The organism is Martelella mediterranea (assembly GCF_021021415.1).
Lineage (GTDB): Bacteria > Pseudomonadota > Alphaproteobacteria > Rhizobiales > Rhizobiaceae > Martelella > Martelella mediterranea_C.
Map to the genome: position 1 here is coordinate 42649 of NZ_JAINWJ010000015.1, position 18265 is coordinate 60913.

16 protein-coding genes are annotated in these 18265 nt (G+C 61.6%); 11 read left to right on the forward strand and 5 right to left on the reverse strand.

Annotated features, from left to right (window positions below):
• Positions 1 to 24: 24 nt before the first annotated feature.
• The 4 genes from K7H91_RS11405 (at position 25) to K7H91_RS11420 (ending at position 5329) form a co-directional block, all read left to right on the forward strand.
• A complete protein-coding gene (locus tag K7H91_RS11405) occupies positions 25 to 1041 on the forward strand; it encodes an ABC transporter permease (RefSeq protein ID WP_230720355.1) in 1017 nt (338 codons plus the stop codon).
• The gene (locus tag K7H91_RS11410) at positions 1038 to 1877 is read left to right on the forward strand and encodes an ABC transporter permease (RefSeq protein ID WP_230720356.1); all 840 of its coding nucleotides are present in this window, start codon (positions 1038 to 1040) and stop codon (positions 1875 to 1877) included. The genes K7H91_RS11405 and K7H91_RS11410 overlap by 4 nt, the downstream gene beginning before the upstream one ends.
• A 19-nt stretch (positions 1878 to 1896) precedes the next feature.
• Positions 1897 to 3729, forward strand: coding sequence for an ABC transporter ATP-binding protein (locus K7H91_RS11415; RefSeq protein WP_230720357.1), 1833 nt, complete (start codon positions 1897 to 1899; stop codon positions 3727 to 3729).
• 97 nt (positions 3730 to 3826) lie between these two features.
• Positions 3827 to 5329 carry an aldehyde dehydrogenase family protein gene (locus K7H91_RS11420; protein ID WP_230720358.1) on the forward strand — a complete coding sequence of 501 codons (1503 nt, stop codon included), beginning with the start codon at positions 3827 to 3829 and terminating at the stop codon, positions 5327 to 5329.
• A gap of 44 nt (positions 5330 to 5373) precedes the next feature.
• On the opposite strand, the gene K7H91_RS11425 is transcribed toward K7H91_RS11420, so the two are convergent.
• The 4 genes from K7H91_RS11425 to K7H91_RS11440 form a co-directional block, all read right to left on the reverse strand.
• On the reverse strand, positions 5374 to 6111 hold the full coding sequence (locus tag K7H91_RS11425) for an SDR family NAD(P)-dependent oxidoreductase (protein WP_230720359.1): 738 nt from the start codon (positions 6109 to 6111) through the stop codon (positions 5374 to 5376).
• Between the two features lie 157 nt (positions 6112 to 6268).
• Positions 6269 to 7411: an acyl-CoA dehydrogenase family protein gene (locus K7H91_RS11430; protein ID WP_230720360.1), complete on the reverse strand. Its 1143-nt coding sequence runs from the start codon at positions 7409 to 7411 to the stop codon at positions 6269 to 6271.
• A 96-nt stretch (positions 7412 to 7507) separates the two neighbouring features.
• The gene (locus tag K7H91_RS11435) at positions 7508 to 8431 is read right to left on the reverse strand and encodes a flavin reductase (protein ID WP_230720361.1); all 924 of its coding nucleotides are present in this window, start codon (positions 8429 to 8431) and stop codon (positions 7508 to 7510) included.
• 133 nt (positions 8432 to 8564) lie between these two features.
• On the reverse strand, positions 8565 to 8975 hold the full coding sequence (locus K7H91_RS11440) for a DUF4440 domain-containing protein (protein WP_230720362.1): 411 nt from the start codon (positions 8973 to 8975) through the stop codon (positions 8565 to 8567).
• 311 nt (positions 8976 to 9286) lie between these two features.
• Between K7H91_RS11440 and K7H91_RS11445 the strand changes: the two genes are divergently transcribed.
• The 7 genes from K7H91_RS11445 (at position 9287) to K7H91_RS11475 (ending at position 16490) form a co-directional block, all read left to right on the forward strand.
• Complete coding sequence (locus tag K7H91_RS11445; protein ID WP_230720363.1) at positions 9287 to 9760, forward strand: MarR family winged helix-turn-helix transcriptional regulator; 474 nt, start codon at positions 9287 to 9289, stop codon at positions 9758 to 9760.
• Between the two features lie 421 nt (positions 9761 to 10181).
• On the forward strand, positions 10182 to 11204 hold the full coding sequence (locus K7H91_RS11450) for a TRAP transporter substrate-binding protein (RefSeq protein WP_230720364.1): 1023 nt from the start codon (positions 10182 to 10184) through the stop codon (positions 11202 to 11204).
• A gap of 28 nt (positions 11205 to 11232) precedes the next feature.
• Positions 11233 to 11736 carry a TRAP transporter small permease gene (locus K7H91_RS11455; RefSeq protein ID WP_230720365.1) on the forward strand — a complete coding sequence of 168 codons (504 nt, stop codon included), beginning with the start codon at positions 11233 to 11235 and terminating at the stop codon, positions 11734 to 11736.
• Positions 11733 to 13022 carry a TRAP transporter large permease gene (locus K7H91_RS11460; protein WP_230720366.1) on the forward strand — a complete coding sequence of 430 codons (1290 nt, stop codon included), beginning with the start codon at positions 11733 to 11735 and terminating at the stop codon, positions 13020 to 13022. Before K7H91_RS11455 ends, K7H91_RS11460 begins: the two co-directional genes overlap by 4 nt.
• A 48-nt stretch (positions 13023 to 13070) precedes the next feature.
• The gene (locus K7H91_RS11465) at positions 13071 to 14162 is read left to right on the forward strand and encodes an NAD/NADP-dependent octopine/nopaline dehydrogenase family protein (RefSeq protein WP_230720367.1); all 1092 of its coding nucleotides are present in this window, start codon (positions 13071 to 13073) and stop codon (positions 14160 to 14162) included.
• Entirely contained in the window at positions 14159 to 15142 is a 984-nt protein-coding gene (locus K7H91_RS11470; protein WP_269066170.1) for a 3-hydroxybutyryl-CoA dehydrogenase, read from the forward strand. Before K7H91_RS11465 ends, K7H91_RS11470 begins: the two co-directional genes overlap by 4 nt.
• 160 nt (positions 15143 to 15302) lie before the next feature.
• Positions 15303 to 16490: a multidrug effflux MFS transporter gene (locus K7H91_RS11475; protein ID WP_230720368.1), complete on the forward strand. Its 1188-nt coding sequence runs from the start codon at positions 15303 to 15305 to the stop codon at positions 16488 to 16490.
• 76 nt (positions 16491 to 16566) lie between these two features.
• Here K7H91_RS11475 and K7H91_RS11480 read toward each other — a convergent pair whose 3' ends face one another.
• Positions 16567 to 18192: an ATP-dependent acyl-CoA ligase gene (locus tag K7H91_RS11480; protein ID WP_230720369.1), complete on the reverse strand. Its 1626-nt coding sequence runs from the start codon at positions 18190 to 18192 to the stop codon at positions 16567 to 16569.
• Positions 18193 to 18265 lie beyond the last annotated feature (73 nt).

Below are 18265 nucleotides of genomic sequence, written 5' to 3' on the forward strand. Positions count from 1 at the left end.
ATTCTCTTTCAGGGACCGAGATAGTTGATCAAATCACTGCTGTTGATCTTCGCACGACGCCTCGCCTCGCTTTTGCCGGTGTTCGTCATCGTTTCGATGCTGGTGTTCGTGGCCTTGAGAGCACTGCCGGTCAATCCCGCTCAAATGGCGCTGCCGCCGCAGGCAACCCTTGAACAGGTCGAGGCCAAGCGCCTGGAAATGGGGCTCGATAAACCCATCTGGGAACAATATGCCCACTGGGTGGGACAGGCTGTCCGGGGTGATTTCGGCGATTCCGCCCAGTACCGAATGCCGACCAGCGAGGTCATACTGTCGCGCCTGCCCGCCACTGTCGAACTGGCGCTCGGCGCACTGATCTTTGCGGTGATCGTCGGCGTGGCCGGCGGGCTGACTCTGTTTGCGGTTCGCGGCACGCCGCTTGAGGGCGCGGCGGTTTTCGGAACGTCGGTGCTGATGGCGCTGCCGGATTTCCTGTTGTCCCTGCTCTTCATCCTGCTTTTCGGCGTGATCATTCAGATTTTTCCCGTCAATGGGCGTCTCGGTCCGGGAATGATCGTGCCCGACCAGACCGGTTTCTTGGTTATCGACGCCTTCCTGACCGGCGACCCGACGCTAATCGGCAGCGTTCTCTCCCATATGGTGCTGCCGGTCATGGCGCTCGGCCTCGCCTTCGCCCCGCTGATCATCCGGGTGCTGCATTCCAGCCTGATCTCGATCTATGAGGAAAGCTACATCCGCCAGGCCCGGATGCGCGGCCTGAGCGAAACCCAGATTCTGTTCGGGCAGGCGCTGAAAAACGCCATGCTGCCCGTTATCATCCTCGTCGGCACTCAGTTCGGCCTGCTTTTTGGCGGAACGTTGCTGGTCGAGATGATCTTCTCCTATCCCGGCATTGGCAATCTGATGCTGCGGTCGATGCAGTCCAGCGACCTGGAGGTCATCCAGACGGTCGCGCTGATCTATTGCGCGACCACGCTGCTTTTCAATTCACTCGCCGATGCTCTCGCCTACATGATTAATCCAAGGTTGCGTTCCTCATGAGCCGATTTCCGACCAGATTGCTCGACACGCGCTTCATCATCGGCTCGGTATTGGCGTCGACCGTTCTCTTCGCCGCGATCTTCGCCCCCTGGCTGGCGCCCTACCCTCCCAACGACCAGGATCTGCTGAATATGCTGATGCCGCCGGTCTGGGCCCCGGGCGGTTCGATGGAACACGTGCTGGGCACCGACAGCCTGGGGCGGGACACGCTTTCCCGCCTGCTCTACGGGGCGCGGATCGCCATGTATGTCGCCTTCTTCGCCTCGACCGGGGCGATGCTGCTCGGCGCGGTGCTCGCCAATCTGGCAGGCTATTTCGGCGGTTGGGTCGACTGGCTCATCAGCCGCCTTGTCGAGGTCTGGCTGTCCTTTCCGCCCGTCGTGCTGTCCATGCTGTTGATCATCGGGCTTGGCATCGGCATCGACAAGGTGATCCTCGCCATCGTTCTGGTGGACTGGACGCGGTTCTGTCGTGTCTTGCGAAGCGACGTCCAGGTGACGCGGCGCAAGGACTATGTCTCCTTCGCCCGTCTCATCGGATTTTCGCACCTGCGCATCATGACGCGCGAGATCCTGCCCGCGACCATGCCGATGCTGATCACCCTGTTCAGCCTGCAGATGGGCATCTCCGTCGTCGTCGAAGCCATCCTGTCCTTCGTCTCGATGGGCGTTCCGCCCAATGAACCGGGATGGGGCCAGATGATCGCCGATGCCCGCATGGACGTCTATTCGGCGCCGTGGGGACTGCTTCTGCCCATCGCCGCTATCTTCCTGACCGTGCTCGGTTTCAACCTGCTCGGCGACGGATTGCGGCGCGTTCTCGACCCCCGTCAATAACAAACTGGATCAATCTGCCATGGCCTCGGTACCTATCCTGCGAATATCCGGCCTGGAGGCGGGACTGCCCGCGGCGAAAGCGCGGGTCCTGAGCGATATTTCACTGACGATCGAGCCGGGAAGAATCCTTGGCGTGATCGGTGAATCCGGCGCCGGTAAGTCGATGCTCGGAAACGCCATCGCCGACACGCTCGCCCCTGGAATCGAAGTCACCAACGGCCGGATAAACTTCGACGGCCACGAACTGACGACAATGTCGCGACCCAAGCGACGGCAAATTCTCGGGCGTGAGATCGGCTTCATCCCGCAAGAGCCGATGACCGCGCTCAATCCCAGCCTGACTGTGGGTCAACAGTTCGTGCGCCACCTCAAGCGCATCGGCATCGAGCAGAAATCCAGCCGGAAGGCGCGCGCGATCGAACTTCTGGACGAGGTCGGTCTGCACAACCCTTCGCAACTTTTGCATTCCTATCCCCACCAACTCTCCGGTGGCATGCTGCAACGGGTGCTGATCGCCATGGCGTTCGCCTCCAATCCCAGGCTGGTCATCGCCGATGAGCCGACAACGGCGCTCGACGTGACAATGCAGGCGCTCGTCATGGAGCTGATCAAGAGAATGCGGGACTCGCACCAGACCTCGGTGCTGCTGATCACGCATGATCTGCGGCTTGCTGCGGATGTGTGCGACGATGTGAGCGTTCTTTACGCCGGGCGTATTGTGGAGGACGGACCGGCAAAAAGCATTCTCAACGACCCCAGGCATCCCTATTCGCGCTGTCTTAACCTCGCGACACCGAGCATGGAGGCCGCGAACCGAACCCTGCTGATACTGCCGAAGGCGATGGCCAGCATTGCCGAACGCAATGAACTGCGCGGCTGCGAATTTGCGCCCCGCTGTCCCCTTGCGGTCGAACACTGCAGTCAGCAACGTCCACCGCTTGAAACCAAAATCGGCGGCCACCGGAGCGCCTGTTTCCGCTCCGAACTCACAGCAACGATCGAAACGCCGCCCGGAACGATGGACGCGCTGCAGGATTTCTCCTCGCAGAAGATCGTTCTCAAGGCCTCCAATCTTCGCAAGAGTTATGTGTTGAGGGACCTGTTCGGCCGGGCGCGCCACGTCGAAGCCCTCAAGGGCCTCAATTTTGAGGTGCGCGAAGGCGAGTTCGTCGGCGTGGTCGGGGAAAGCGGCTCGGGAAAAACCACGCTCACGAAACTGATCGTCGGCCTTGAAGATGTCAGCGAAGGGGAATTGAGGGTTGCCGAACTCGACGGCGCCGACCATTCCAGCGCGAACCGGCGCAGAATTCTCGACCAGGTGCAATTGGTGTTTCAGGATCCGGAATCGGCCCTCAATCCGCGCAGGACCGTCGGGAGCCTGACGACCCAAGCCGTGGAAGCGAAGGGGCTTCCGCCATCTGCGCAAAGCCGGGACGCACTGGCGCGCCAACTGCTCGAATATGTGAAGCTGACGCCGGACATGATATCCCGCTTCCCCAAACAGCTCTCCGGCGGCCAGAAACAGCGCGTCAACATTGCGCGCGCGCTCTGTTCGAACCCGCGGCTGCTGGTGGCCGACGAGATCGTGTCCGGTCTCGATGTTTCGGTGCAGGCGCAAATTCTGGAACTGTTGCGGGAACTGCGCAAGAAGACGCCGTTTTCGCTGTTGCTGATCTCTCACGACCTGTCCGTGGTCCGCCACCTCTGCGACAGGGCGCTCGTCATGTACAAGGGCGAGATTGTCGAGCAGGGACCCGTCGATGAGGTCTTCGGCAATCCCCGGCACGATTATACGCGCACTCTGGTCGCCGCAGCGATCGGCAAGCCACCCCACGAGATGGACATCGCCTAGAGCATCGGGCGAAAAAGTGGAATCCGGTTTTTCGATAACCCGATGCGTCAAAACAAAGAGCCGGAATTAACCGGCAACGCACACCATGGAGACAGCAATGAACAAGCTCGACAACGACCTCGGCAGACTGGGCGCCGCCGCGCGCGCCTTCCTCGATCGCGATCACGGACTGCATATCGACGGCAAGTCGAGCGCCGACGGTTCGCGATACGAGATCATCGACCCGACAAGCGGCAGGCCGGTTGCGACGGCGACCGAAGCGAGTGAGGCGGACGTCAATACGGCTGTCGCCGCAGCACGGCGCGCCCTCAAGGGGCCGTGGGGCCGCATGCGTCCCAATGAGCGCCAGAACTGCCTGCTGCGCATGGCGGCGCTACTTGAGCAGAACGGCCAGGAGATATCGGAGATCGGCGCCGTGGAATCGGGACGGTTGCTGGCCAATACGCGCGGCATCGATGTCGATTACTCGAACCATTTCCTCACCTACATGGCCGGCTGGGCAACGAAGATAGAAGGCAGCACGATGCCGCTGTCGATGCCCTACATTCCCGACGGCGATTTCGATGGCTTCACGTTGCGCGAGCCCATTGGCGTTGTCGCCGCGATCGTTCCGTGGAACGTCGCTCTGGGCATCGCCGTCTGGAAGATCGCGCCTGCGCTTGCGGCGGGCTGCACCATGGTGCTGAAACCCGCGCCGCAGACCCCGCTGACCGCGTTGCGGTTCGCCGAGATCGCTCTTGAAGCCGGCGTTCCGGAAGGCGTGTTGAACATCATCACGGGCAGTGCGCCCGAACTGGGCTCGGCCCTCGTCCGGCATCCTGATGTCGACAAGATCACCTTTACCGGCTCCACCGAGACCGGGCGTTTGATCGCGCAGGCGACCGCCGGTTCCTTCAAAAGCGTGAGCATGGAACTGGGCGGCAAGTCCCCGTTCATCATCATGGAGGACGCCAATCTCGATCGCGCCATACCGGCAGCCGCCTGGGGTATATTCGGCAATCACGGGCAGAATTGCTGCGCCGGGTCCCGCCTCTACGTCCACAAGCGCCACTATGAGGACGTTCTTGAGGGCGTTTCGAAAATCGCACGGGACATTCAGCTTGGCTCGCCGCTGCTCCCGGAAACGCAGATGGGGCCGTTGGCAAACCACAGGCAACGCGAACGGGTGCTCGGCTATATCGAGGCCGGGCGCAGCCAGGGCGCGCGCGTCGTCGCCGGCGGCGGCGCTCCCGATCATGGCGGCGCTTATATCGAGCCGACAGTGCTGGCCGACGTCACTGCCGACATGACCCCGGTGCGCGAGGAGATTTTCGGTCCGGTGCTGGTGGCCGCATCATTCGATACAGACGAAGAGGCGCTACGCCTCGCCAACGACACGGAATACGGCCTGGGCGCCAGCGTCTGGTCGCAGGACCTCGACCGCGTCCGGGCCATGACCCGGGGCCTTGAGGCCGGATCGGTCTGGGTGAACGTCCACAACGCGCTGGATATGGCCCTGCCCTTCGGCGGCTGGAAGAATTCCGGCCAGGGTTTCGATCTCGGCAAGGAGTCGGTTCTGGGACACACAAGGCTTAAGGCAGTGGTTCACCACTATCAGTAGCTGGCAGATACCCCGGGCGGCTATTTCGCCCCCGGGGATTTCCCTTAGCGCATATAGATGCCGCCATTGACGTCGAAGCAGGCCCCGTTGACGAAGCCGGCTTCCGGGCCCGCCATCAGAACGATGAGCTTCGCGACGAATTTCGGATCGCCCAGATGCCCGACCGGGATACCGGCCAAGGCGGCGGGGAGCTTGTCGTCGGTCAGGACGGAACGCACCATCGGCGTATCGTGCGGACCGGGCGCTATGGCGTTGGTCGTCACCCCGAACGCGGCGAGGTCGCGCGCAAAAACTTTCGTCAGCGTCAGGATGGCGCCCTTTGAGGCGGCATAATGCGCGCCGGTCGCCGTGCCGCCATTCTGTCCGGCGATCGAGGCGAGATTGATGATCCGCCCGTAGCCGTTCTGCTTGAAGTGCCGACCGAAGATCTGGCTGCCGGCAAAACATCCGCCCGCATTTGTCGCGAGGATGTTGTTGAAGTCCGCCGGATCGATGTCGAGCAGCGGCTTCACCTCGGTGCGCGCGGCATTGTTCACCAGAACATGCGCCTTGTCCCAGCGTTCGACGATCATGTCGAGCGCCGACTGGAAGTCGCCGGGCTGCGAGACATCGATTTTTGCCGCCACAGCCGTCTGGCCGGTGCTGTCGAGCCGGATCGCCACGTCCTCGGCAGCCGTCATGTCGACGTCCGAGACCACGACGCGAAAACCCGCCTCATGCAGGGCGTGCGAAATATCCGCGCCGAGCCCGTTTCCGCCGCCGGTGACCACGGCGGTCTGCATTCCATCAACCTCGGGCGCGGCCATCACGATGCGCCCTCGATGTAAGCGGCGGCCCGTAAATCGCGGGCGCGGGAGAATGCGTGCATATCAGTCGTCCTTTCCGGTTGTCTCATGCCACCTCGACAGGTGACATCGTCGCGTTTCGAAACCTGCGGCCTCAGGGATAGCCGGGAAAACCCGGCTGATCGAGCATGACCGCGCCGGCCGCCGTCCAGGTTCCCATGCCCATGAAGGCGTGCTGACCGACGGCGGCTGCGTCCATCATGCACCGGTTCAGCGTGTGCCCGCGAACGATGGCGGGCGTGCCGCCGAGTTCGAAAGCGCGCCTAGAAACATCGGCCCCGGCCCGCGCCGCTTCGGTGGACGCGAGGCGAAGATTGAGATGCACATCGGGCGAAACCGGATCGCCCGCCAGAATCTGCTCCCAGGCCTTGTCGGTGACCTCATAGAAGAATGCGCGCGCGCCGGCGAGCGCGGCTTCCGCCTTGGCGAGTTCCTGCTGTACATAGGGTTTGGCGCCGGCCGAGGGACCGCCGGTGATCGATTTGCGCCCCGCGCTTTCGCGCAGGAAGTCGAGGGCCTCGCGCGCCGCGCCAAGCCCGACGACCGCAAGCACCTGAGCCGCCAGCGCCATTGCCGGGTATTTGAAGATCGGCTCGCTCCGCTCGGCTTTCGCGCCTCGGATGAAGGTCCAGTCCGCCGACACCAGGACATTTTTCGCGACGATGTCGTGGCTGCCGGTCGCGCACAGTCCCACCGTATCCCAGACCTCCTCGATCTCGACCCTGTCGGCCGGCATGACCGCCATACGCGGCAAGGGGCTTTCGTTGGAGTCATCGATGATGCCGCCGCCAATCAGATCAGCGCCCATGCAGCCCGACGCGTAAGGCCAGCGGCCGCTGACCAGAAAGCCCTTGTCGGTCTTCTCGACCTTTTGCGGGGGAAAGATCGATCCGGCAAAGGTCAGATCCGGGTTCTGGCCGTAAATGTGCTCGAACGTGTCCTTGGGCAGCGCGGCAAGATAGGTGGAACTGACGCCGAAGCTGGCGACCCAGCCCGTTGACGCATCGGCGCGCGACAGTTCCTCGATGAGATGCAGGAACTGAGCAGGGGACAGCTCGTCGCCACCCAAAGACCTGGGCACAAAGGCACGATAGACGCCGATCTTCTTCAGCTTCCGGACGATATCGCCAGGAATATGCCGCAGCGTCTCGAACTCCTCGCGGCGCGACCGGACCTCCTGCTTGAGGCTCTCCAGCTCGCCTTTTCCCTCAACCGCTTCAATTACTTGGTCGCTCATGCTCGTCTCCCTTTTTCCAGGGCTTTTCCGGCGCAAACCGGAATTGCTCTATCTGTCTGTCTTTTCGCGCCTCAGGCGCCAGGTGCCAACTGAGGGTTACCTGGCTTCCGGTTCGCGGGTTGCGCTTACGAATTTGAGAATTCCACGGCTCAGCAACTCCGCGTCGCGCTGATGCGCGCGCCGCGGCCAGCGATGGATGGAGTTGAGCATGCCGATGATGGCGTTGGCGGCCATGTCCGGGTCGTCGACATCGAACTCACCGCTTTCCTTTCCACGCTTCAACAGTGCGCGCAGCTTGTCTTCCACATTCCGCTTGCGCTCGTTCACGCCTTGAAGTTCGTCGGCGGCGGCAAAGTTCTCGTGCGAATAAAACTCGCGCAGCAAATCCACCCTGGGGGCGTTCAGGTCGATAAAGACCCGCGCGAAATCCCCGAGTTGGTCTGTTGCCGAACCCGATGTCTTCATGGTCCTGTCGAGCGCTTGGTCGACCTCTCCCACGACGGCTTCATAAGCCGCGATCTGCTCGCTTTTGGCGCGGACAAGGCTTGCCCAGGTGCCGTTCATGAAAAGCAGCGGCTGCTCGTCCGGCATCACCGACACCGCTTCGACAAGTCCCACAAACAGCGTGTGCGTGGAAAACTCGATCGACTGTGCGAGGCTGCATTCAAAGCTCGCGGCGCTGTCGGACAACACTGGCGCGCCGCGCCCGGAGGTGCGCCACGCGCCATAGGCAAAGCGCTCTTCGCCCTTGGCCCCTTTGCCGCCGGCAAAGGCGCTGGCGATCTCATGCTGATCGCGCCGCAGCACGTTGACCACGAAGCCGTCACCAGCGGTGATCGCCGCGTGCGAGGCGTTGGAGCGATTGACCGCGACGCCCAGTTGCGGCGGCTCGGCGGTCAGCGACATCACCGCGGTCGCCGTCATGCCTGCACGCGCGCCGGGGGCGCCCGCCGTGATCACGTTAACCGCGGCAGCCAATTGCCGCATGCCTATTCGGAAGTCGTCCTGCGAAACCGTCATGTCTACGCTCCTCCGCGATTTTGCCTATTATGAGAATATTCACTCGAAATGTCGAATATTTTTTTGACAAAAAGCAGAACCACCACCTCGAAGCCAGACCAGATAGCGGCTTGAGCCAATCAGGACTGGCCGCTTATGGGCAAAAGGTCTCCTGAAGAAACAACCAACCCGGCCGCTTCCCCTCGCCCCGATCCACCAGCACCGCCGCTGCCCAACGATCATTGGTCCCGGTGTCCTGAATCTGGCGCTCCTTGTAGCGGACAAGCGCAGTCTTGCCCTCGACATGACGGATTTCCACGTCGCTGATTTCCATGATCAGCGTCGGTCGGCTGCCGCGCTGCTTGGGAAAGCCGACATGCATGGCCTCAATGCTCACGACATTGCCTGCCGCGCCGACCATCTGATAGCCGGGCTCGAAGCAGTGGAGGACCGCCTCGGCGTCCTCCGTCCCTTCCGCTCTGAACCAGGCCTGCAACTGCCGATGCAGCGCATCCGGCTCCTTCTCTGCCATAGCCGTGAATGATGCTCGTTTTGAATCCGTCATATACTATTCTCCCTCGAAACCGTTTGCCGGCGGTCCTCTCAGCCCGAGAACAGGCCTGTCATTCTGGTCTTTTTTCGCCAGCCGCCTCGGTCGCTATTTGGTTGATACGCATGTTGGAACTAGCATATTTGCTAGAATATTCAAACGAATTTGGGTATACTTGAGGGATTGGAAACGGCAGTCGCCGCAAAAAGCGCCTTGCTCGCGGCCCTGCAGATGATGTTTAAGACGTATTCAAACTGCGTTTGCGCAACTTGGAAAGACTGGATCGGCATCATCACGGGACGCCGGGGATGGAGAACTCAGTTCAAATGAGCAAGACGACCGAGCCTAAGGTGAGCCTCGACCCGACGAAAGACGACTTCGATTATCAGACGTCTCCCTTCTACAATCTTGCACGGGTCCTCTCACTTTATCATCAGCGCCTCGATGCAGCTCTCAAACCGGTGGGCATGGATGTGGCTCGCTGGCGTATCCTCACCATTCTCGAGAAACGCGAGCCCGCCACTGTCACCAAGCTGTCCACAGAAACGATGATCCGGATTTCCACCATTGCCAAACTGGTTCAGCGGATGGCGGCGGAGGGTCTTGTGGACACAAGGCCATCGACCGAGGACGCACGCTCCACGGATGTATTTCTGACCGAGCTTGGGCGTGAGAAGATGGCGGTGGTTTTCCAGAAGGCCCGCGCGATCGCGATTCAGGCCTGTCACGATATCGAGACTGATGACCTGCATGCCGTCAATGTGATCACCCGGAAGATCTTCTCCAATCTCAATCCTTGAACGTCGGCCTTGAACATAGGCTTTGAACGCGAGCCTCGAATGCCGGCCGAAGCGATTTGGGCCCCGAGCGCACACTGCTCAAGCAGGCGAGCCAACAAAGCGTGACCGATTGCGGATCACGCGCATTGACAAATTACCATTTTCATGTGAATTTTCTCCTAAATAAGAAGATTGATCGAGGCCAGCATGCCCGATCACGAGAGGGGACTGATGGTATACGGAGCAATGCCCGGAGGGAGACCGGGTCATCCGATGTTGTGCTCGCTACACCTTTTGCGTGACGTTCAGCGAACGCTTGCGCCGCTATACGCCGACAACTAAGCACCAAAAATCCGCAGCGAGAACAGTTCAACGCCTCCCCTTGAACAGAAGAACGTTACAAAATTTTATATGTAAACGACTGAAAAAGGAGACGTCACAGATGAAGTATATCGGAAAGCTCGCGGCTGCATCCGCTCTGTTTTTGATGCAGGCCTCCAACACGGTATGGGCCGAGACCACGATGCGGTTCTCGATCTGGCTGCCGCCCACTCACCCGCTGGTGGAAGATGTTCTGGTTCCCTTCGCCGAGGATATCGAGAAGGTCACCGAGAACCGGGTGAAAGTGGAAATACTACCGGCTCCGCTGGGTGCTCCTCCCGCTCACTACGACCTCGTCAAGAACGGCGTCATCGATCTGGCGCAGGGCAACCAGGCTTACACGCCGGGCCGGTTCAAGACGATGGTCATCGGCGAACTGCCCTTCCTTGGCGACACCGCCGAAGCGACCTCGGTTGCCTACTGGCGCACCTGGGATGCCATGCTGAAAGATGCCGGCGAATACGACGACGTACACGTGCTGAGCGTATTCACCCACGGGCCCGGCGGGGCCTTTTTCAAGAATCCCGATATCGACAGCATCGAGCAGATCAATGGCCAGAAGATGCGCGTCGGCGGCGGCGTTGCGCACGAGGTCGCCACCACGCTCGGCGCCGCGCCGGTCGAAGGCCCCTCGTCCAAGGCATACGAGCTTCTGTCGCAGGGTGTGGCGGATGGCATCCTGTTCCCGCTGGAATCCGTGAAATACTTCAATCTCGACGGCCTGCTGTCGAAAGGGCTTATGGTTCCCGGCGGTCTCTATAACACCTCCTTCTTCATGATCATGGGCAAGAACACCTGGGAAAGCCTCTCGGAAGAGGACCAGGCCGCCATCGACAAGATCAGCGGCGAGGCGCTGGCGCGCAAGGCAGGCCAGATGTGGGACCGGATCGACGGCGACGCCCGCGAGGCAATGGCCGGCACGGTTGAAATCCAGGAGATCTCCGACGCGGATATGGCGTCCCTCAGGGAGAAGCTTCAGCCGGTCATCGAAAAAGGCATCGAAGAAGTCTCCTCCACGGGGATCGACGGCCAGGCCGCCTATGAGATGATGAAGGCCGAAGTGGCCAAGGTATCGGCCGAATAGGCAATCGCTTGAAGGGGAGGTCACGGGCATGCGTTCCAAACCAATGAAGATCGCCGTTCTGGGTCTCAAAATATTATGTGGCCTGATGCTGGTCTCCATGATGATGCTCACGATCGTGGACGTCGTCGGACGCTACCTGATGAACCGCCCTCTTATCGGCGCAACCGAAATGACAGAACTGCTGCTGGCGGCCATCATCTTTGTGGGGCTGCCGGCAGCGGGCCTCGATGACGAACACATCACTGTGGACATCATCACCGCGCAAACGCCACTCTCCGTCGAGCCGTTCCGGCGGGCGCTGGTCGCCGTCTTGTCGGCGGCAGTTCTGGGCGTGGTGTGCTGGCGGCTGTGGATCGTGGGCGACAATCTGGCGGGCTACGGCGCGGTGACCGACAGTCTGGATATCCCCGTCGCCCCCGTCGCCTACCTTACCTCGGTCCTGACCGGCATCGCCGTGCTTGTCACCCTGCTGGTCGGCTTTACCCCGCCCCGGCGTCCACATCACGTTCAAGACCAGGATAAGACCATATGAGTAGCTGGGAAGTCGGCATCGCCCTGCTCTTTATCATGCTCGGGGCAGGCGTCCCGATCTCGTTCGCCCTCACGCTTGTCGGCACGATCGGCACAGCCTCGATCATTGGCTGGCAGGCCTCTTTTTCCCTCCTCGGGCAGACATTCTTTGACAACAGCCACGCCTACTCGCTGTCCATCCTTCCGCTCTTCCTGATGATGGGCAATTTCGTCGTACAGTCCGGCGTCGCGAAGGAAATGTACGATGCGGCCTATGCGTGGCTGCGCCATCGCCGGGGCGGGCTGGCGCTGGCGACGATCGTCGCGTGCGGCGGCTTTTCCTCGGTCTGCGGATCATCTCTTGCGACCGCGGCGACCATGTCCAAGATCGCCATGCCGTCAATGCGCCGGTTCGGCTATCCCGATACGCTCTCCACCGCCTCGATCGCGGCAGGCGGCACCCTTGGGATCCTGATTCCACCTTCGGTCATCCTGGTCATCTACGGCATCATGACGCAGCAGGATATCGGCAAACTGTTCATCGCCGGCATCATACCCGGCATCGTCGGCATCCTCGGATACGCGATCGCGGTCATCTATTCGGTGCGCCGGCGCGGCGTAAACCTGCCCGAAGAGCCCAAATTGCCGCTGATGCAGCGCATCTATGCCTTGCGCGGCGTTTCCGGCGCGCTGCTGATCTTCACCTTCATCATGGGCGGCATCTATTTCGGCGTCTTCACCCCGACCGAAAGCGCCGGCATGGGCGCCGGGGGCGCGCTGCTGCTGCTGATCGCCAAAGGCCGGTTCAAATGGCGGGAAACGCTTAACACTTTGTTCGATACAGCCAAGACCACGGCGATGATGTTCTTCATCCTGTTCGGCGCGCTGACCTTCGCCAATTACGTCAACCTGTCCGGTATGACCTCAGATATGCAGTCGCTGCTCGGCGCTTTCGGCGACAATCCTTACGTGACCATGCTCCTGATCGTGCTCATCTACATCGTGCTTGGGTGTATGCTCGAAGCGCTTTCGGTGATCACCCTCACGATCCCGATCTTCGTCCCGATCGTCGCGGCCCAGGGTTTCGACCTAATCTGGTTCGGGATCTTTGTCGTGGTCGTCTCGGAAATCAGCTACATCACGCCGCCGGTCGGATTGAATGCCTTCGTGCTGCGTTCCGTCGTCCGCGACGTGTCGCTTGGTACGATCTTCAGGGGTCTGGTGCCATTTCTGGTCATCGACATCCTGCGGGTCGCGCTTCTTTTGCTCTTCCCGGCTCTGGTCCTGTTCCTGCCGTCCAACATGTAGCCGTCCCGGTCGGCGCCCCAATGCACATGCACAAGGAGTGAAGCGCATATGATTATTACGGTTCTGGGTGGAGGAAACGGGTCATTTGCCGCCGCGGCAGACCTCACGCTCGCCGGCCACGAAGTCCGCTTGTGGCGACGCGATGAGGCGCAGGTGTCCGCGCACCGCGCGGCGGGCGGCACCATCACGCTGATCGAGGGCCGCAAGGAGGCCGTCGTGACGCTGCACACCATAACAAGCTCCATCGCCGAGGCTCTTGCCGGGGCCGAACTCATCCTCTGCCCCTTGCCGGCGTTTGCGCAGGTTTCGATCGCGCGGCTCGCCGCGCCGCATCTGGAGGACGGTCAGGTGGTCTTTCTGCCGCCGGGCACTTTCGGCAGCTATGTTTTCGCCAAAACCGTCAAGGACGCCGGCGGGTCGACGGACGTCGCCTTCGCCGAGACCGGCACGCTGCCATGGCTTGCGCGCAAGAAAGGCGCTTACGAGGTTCGTCTGTCGGGGCGCGGCGTAAGGCTGCCGACAGGCGTGTTCCCGCAATCCAAATCAGCCCATGCGCTGGAGGTGATCGGGCGCGCGTTTCCGGGGGTAATCGAGGATTGCGGTGATGCGCTATCGGCCGCCCTGATGAATGCCGGGCCGATCATCCACCCGCCCCTGATCGTGATGAACGCGGCGGCGATCGAGCATTTCGACACCTGGGACATTCATACCGAAGGCACCCAGCCAGCCGTTCGCCGGGTCACCGACGCGCTGGATCGGGAGCGCATCGCGGTGCGGGAAGCGTTCGGCTATGGCGCGCCGCACTTCCCCCTCGCCGATCACTACAGCAAGACCGGCGAACTGTGGATGTACGGCCGCGAAGACCACGACACCATCAGCGAAACCCGGGACTGGAACGAGAGCCTGGATCTGACAGCACATCGCTACATGCTCGAGGACACGCGCATGGGCTTGTCCCTGCTGTCCTCGTTCGGCGCGCTGGCCGGGGTGTCGACGCCGCTCGTCAACGGTTTCATGGCCATTGGCGGCGCGATCGTCGGCGAGGATTTCATGAAGACCGGACGCAGCCGTTCGGCGCTGGGCCTCGATCATCTGGACCGGGACGCGCTTCGGGACCTGCTTGTCGAGGGTTTCAGATGAGAGAAAAGATCGCCTGCCTCGGCGCAGGGCGCATGGGGCGCGGCATAGCCGTCGTGTTCGCCTATGCCGGCCATCCCGTCGACATCATCGACTTCAAGGACCGCGACGCGGACGGCTTCGGCCGTCTCGTCGCGGAGGTTCGCGACGAGATAGCCTCGACGCTGGCGATGCTGGCCCGGATCGGCCTTATGCAGGACCAGCATATCGACATGATCGCCAATCGCGTGCGGGTGGTTCCCAAGGGCGAAGCGGCCATCGCCCTTGTGGATACCAGCGTCGTTTTCGAAGGACTTCCGGAGATCCTCGATCTCAAGCGCGAGGCGTTCGCCGAGATCTCCGCCATGGCCGGGCCGGAGGTCATCATCGCATCCACCACGTCGACCATTCTGGTCGACGACCTGTCGGGATCGGTGGTCCATCCGGAGCGCTTCCTGAACGCGCACTGGCTCAACCCCGCCTTCCTCGTTCCTCTGGTGGAAGTCTCGCCGGGCGCCAATACCGGTGACGCGACAACCAAAAAGCTGATCGCCTTGCTCGAAAGCGTAGGCAAGGTGCCGGTGGTCTGCGCCGCGCGCCCCGGCTATATCGTGCCGCGCATCCAGACACTGGCGATGAACGAGGCCGCGCGCATGGTCGGCGAGGGTGTGGCCACGGCCGAGGATATCGACAAGGCGATTATCCACGGTTTCGGCTTTCGCTTCGCAATCCTTGGCCTGCTGGAATTCATCGATTGGGGCGGCGGCGACATCCTGCACTATGCCTCGCGCTATCTCGTCGGCGCACTTGGCGATGAGCGCTATGCCGCGCCTCCGATCATCGCGGAGAACATGGAGGCCGGCCGCATCGGCCTCAAATCCGGTGAGGGCTTCTACAATTTCAAGGACATTGATCCCGAGGCCTACAGGGAAAAGCGCCTCGGCGATTTTGCGGCGGCACTCAGGAATATGGGGCTGGCCCGCTCACCCGTACTGGATGGCTGAGCGCGTCGGCCCATTCGCCAGCGCGGAAGAGCCCCTCTCCCGAGACGAAACAGGCTTCTTCCAATATTTTATTTTATATGTATAACAATATCTCGGCGTATGGACCGGTCCTGTTGCTATCCTCGCCGGGTGACGCTTGTTTTCCGGGGGAGGCACGCCATTGGCGCAGACAAACAATCCAAATCCGCTGGTCATCGTCGCCACGCTAGGACTGTCGGCTGGCCTTGGTCCCGCCAGCATGACGCTGGTCACCCCATCGCTGCCAGCCATCGAGACGGCGCTGGGCGTGTCGTCCTTTATGATAGCTCTGGCGCAATCGGTGTTTCTATTTGGCCTCGCCGTGCCGCAACTGGTGTTCGGCGCATTTTCCGACCGGTTCGGCCACCGGCCTCCCCTGATCGTGGGGATGATCCTGTTCGCCCTGGGAAGCCTGATCTGCATGGTGACGCCGAACTTCGAATGGCTGGTCGCGGGACGGATTCTTCAGGCGGTCGGAGCGTCGTCGGGCATGGTGACCTCGCGGGCGCTCATGCGCGAACTCTACCCGACGGAACGCGCCGCCGCCATGCTCGGCTACATGACGGTCGGCATCATGGTGATCCCGATGCTCGCGCCGGTGGCGGGCGGATACATTCAGTCGAGCATCGGCTGGCGTGGGAACTTCGCACTGCTGTCGGCCATATCGATACTGCTCGTGGTGACGGTGAGCGCCATGGTGCCCAACGTCGTCTCCCGACGTCCGCCGCGGCCCCGTTCGACCGTCGAGATCTATGGCCGTCTGCTGCAGTCGAAAGCATTCCGCTATTTCACCTGGCAGGTCATCCTGCCGAGCTTTCTGGCGCAAACCTTCTTTGCAGCCGCACCGTTCGTGCTCGAACAGCATTACCGCCTGAGCCCCAATTCCTATGGCGCGCTCTTCGCCATCCCGGCAGTTGGCTTCATGCTGGGAAATCTCACCTCTGGCCGGCTTGCCGAGCGGTTGGGCGTCAACAGGATGATGGGGTTCGGCACTGCGCTCGCCTTCACGCTGTCGGTGCCGCTCGCCGCGATCTATGTGGCGGGATCACTCTCGGTGTTCTGGCTGTTCCTGCTTGTCGGCACTCTGACCTTGGGGCACGGACTGGTTGTGCCAAGCGCGACCGCCAGCGCCACCAGCGCGCTGGACACATCGTTCGGCAGCGCCGCCGGCATGCTGGGCTTCCTGCAATTCGCCCTGTCAGGCCTTGGTGTGCTCGTGCTCGTGCCGGCCGCAAATTTCGGACCGGCCTCGATCGTCTGGTCCTATGTGCTGGTAAGCGTGGTGACCTTCGGCATGTATCTGATGCGTGCCGTCACGCGCGACACTTGAGACAATGACACGCCGGAGAAGATCCGGTCGCCGCAATCTGACAGGCGACTGAACCTTACCCTGCGCGTTCAAAAGATCAGGCCTTTGCGGCCTTCTCGCGATCCCAGATGCCCTCCACAAGCCCCTGATCGCGGAACACGGTTTTCTTGATCTTGCCGTTTTCGGTATGCGGCATTTCGTCGACGAAGCGGATGAAGCGCGGGACTGCGAACTTCGCGAGCCGCATCTGTGCATAAGCGACCAGTTCTTCCGGTTCCAGCGCCTTGCCCGCCTTGATCTTGACGGCAACGGCCACCTCGTCCTCCCCCAGTTCCGAAGGCAACGGAAACACCGCGCAGCTATCGACGGCGGGATGCTTGTGCAGTTCCTGCTCGACCTCCCAGGAGGAGATGTTTTCGCCGCGACGGCGGATGGCGTCCTTCATCCGGTCGATGAACTTGAAGCTGCCGTCCGGTTCGCGCAGCACCCGGTCGCCCGAGTGAAACCAGAAATTCCGCCACGCCTCGACGGTCTTGTCCGGCATGCCGAAATAGCCGGTGGCGAACGAATAGGGCTGGGTCGGCCTCAGCAGCAGTTCGCCGGCCTCGCCGTCCGGCACCTCGCTGTCGTATTCGTCCACGATGATGGCTTCCGCGCCACTGCTCAGATAGCCCATGCCGCCCGGTCGATCCGAAGGAATGCGGCTCCAGAACACGAAATTGGTCTCGGTAGACGCGTAGCCGTCCACCAGCGGCACGTTGAAGCGCTCGCGGAAGGGCTCGTGGAGCGGGCCGGGAACGCCGCCGCCAAGGGCCACGCGAATGCTGTGACTGGTTTCTTCCGGACGTTGCGGCTGGGCCATCAGAATGGCCGCCATGGCGCCAAGCAGATAGGTGACGGTGGCCTTGCGTTCCTTGCATATCCGCCAGAAACCGGACGCCGTGAACTTGGGTTCCAGCACATATTCGCAGCCATTGATCAGCGCCTGGTAGAAACAGTTCAAGGCATTGGTGTGGAAGACCGGCAGCATGGTCATCAGCACGTCGCCTTCGCGCACGCCGAGAGCCTCAGCGGAATAGACGCCCCACCAGAACATCTGGGCCTGCGGGCAGCAAACGCCCTTGGATGGGCCGGTCGTGCCGGAGGTATAAAGGATGACGGCGGTGTCGCTGACTTTCACCGGCGGCGGCGTCATATCCGCCACGGTTTCGGGCGCGGTGATCAAGGCGTCATCGGGACCGTGAATGCCGTCCTTGCGGATCGTCCATATCTGCGGTGGGACCGCCGTTCCGTTCTCGAGCCCTTCCAGAACACCGAGATTGTCTTCCTCGATCACCAGAATCCTGGCGGTGGAATTGTTCATGACGCCTTCGAGCTGCGCGCCGCGGAACGCCGTATTGATCGGTGTCGCAATGGCGCCGAGCCACGCGCAGCCGAGATAGATCTGCATGAATTCGGGTCGATTATTGCAGTGGATGGCAACCCGGTCTCCGGCGACGATACCTGCCTCGGCAAGGCGCTGCGCCCAGCCAGCGGCAACGACCGGGGTCTCGGCAAAGGTCCAGCGCGTATCACCAAAGGTGAACAAGATCCTGTCGCCGTATTTCTCGGCCTGGCGCAGCAGCATGGTCGAGAGAATCCGGTCGGACGGCGGGAACGCGGCTAAGGCCCGGTCGTAGGCGCTATCCTGCGTCTGGGCGGCGTTTTCATGAGCTTTTGGCATGATCGTATCCCGGAAAATTCAAACGAAACTGCAATTATTTTAGATGTATAATACTCTCAAGCCGACGTCAAAC

Bases quoted from the DNA above. Each gene is read 5' to 3' on its own strand.
- K7H91_RS11410 (WP_230720356.1), top strand. From the start codon at position 1,038: ATGAGCCGATTTCCGACCAGATTGCTCGACACGCGCTTCATCATCGGC.
- K7H91_RS11415 (WP_230720357.1), top strand. From the start codon at position 1,897: ATGGCCTCGGTACCTATCCTGCGAATATCCGGCCTGGAGGCGGGACTG.
- K7H91_RS11420 (WP_230720358.1), top strand. From the start codon at position 3,827: ATGAACAAGCTCGACAACGACCTCGGCAGACTGGGCGCCGCCGCGCGC.
- K7H91_RS11425 (WP_230720359.1), bottom strand. From the start codon at position 6,111: ATGCAGACCGCCGTGGTCACCGGCGGCGGAAACGGGCTCGGCGCGGAT.
- K7H91_RS11430 (WP_230720360.1), bottom strand. From the start codon at position 7,411: ATGAGCGACCAAGTAATTGAAGCGGTTGAGGGAAAAGGCGAGCTGGAG.
- K7H91_RS11435 (WP_230720361.1), bottom strand. From the start codon at position 8,431: ATGACGGTTTCGCAGGACGACTTCCGAATAGGCATGCGGCAATTGGCT.
- K7H91_RS11440 (WP_230720362.1), bottom strand. From the start codon at position 8,975: ATGACGGATTCAAAACGAGCATCATTCACGGCTATGGCAGAGAAGGAG.
- K7H91_RS11445 (WP_230720363.1), top strand. From the start codon at position 9,287: ATGAGCAAGACGACCGAGCCTAAGGTGAGCCTCGACCCGACGAAAGAC.
- K7H91_RS11450 (WP_230720364.1), top strand. From the start codon at position 10,182: ATGAAGTATATCGGAAAGCTCGCGGCTGCATCCGCTCTGTTTTTGATG.
- K7H91_RS11455 (WP_230720365.1), top strand. From the start codon at position 11,233: ATGCGTTCCAAACCAATGAAGATCGCCGTTCTGGGTCTCAAAATATTA.
- K7H91_RS11460 (WP_230720366.1), top strand. From the start codon at position 11,733: ATGAGTAGCTGGGAAGTCGGCATCGCCCTGCTCTTTATCATGCTCGGG.
- K7H91_RS11465 (WP_230720367.1), top strand. From the start codon at position 13,071: ATGATTATTACGGTTCTGGGTGGAGGAAACGGGTCATTTGCCGCCGCG.
- K7H91_RS11470 (WP_269066170.1), top strand. From the start codon at position 14,159: ATGAGAGAAAAGATCGCCTGCCTCGGCGCAGGGCGCATGGGGCGCGGC.
- K7H91_RS11480 (WP_230720369.1), bottom strand. From the start codon at position 18,192: ATGCCAAAAGCTCATGAAAACGCCGCCCAGACGCAGGATAGCGCCTAC.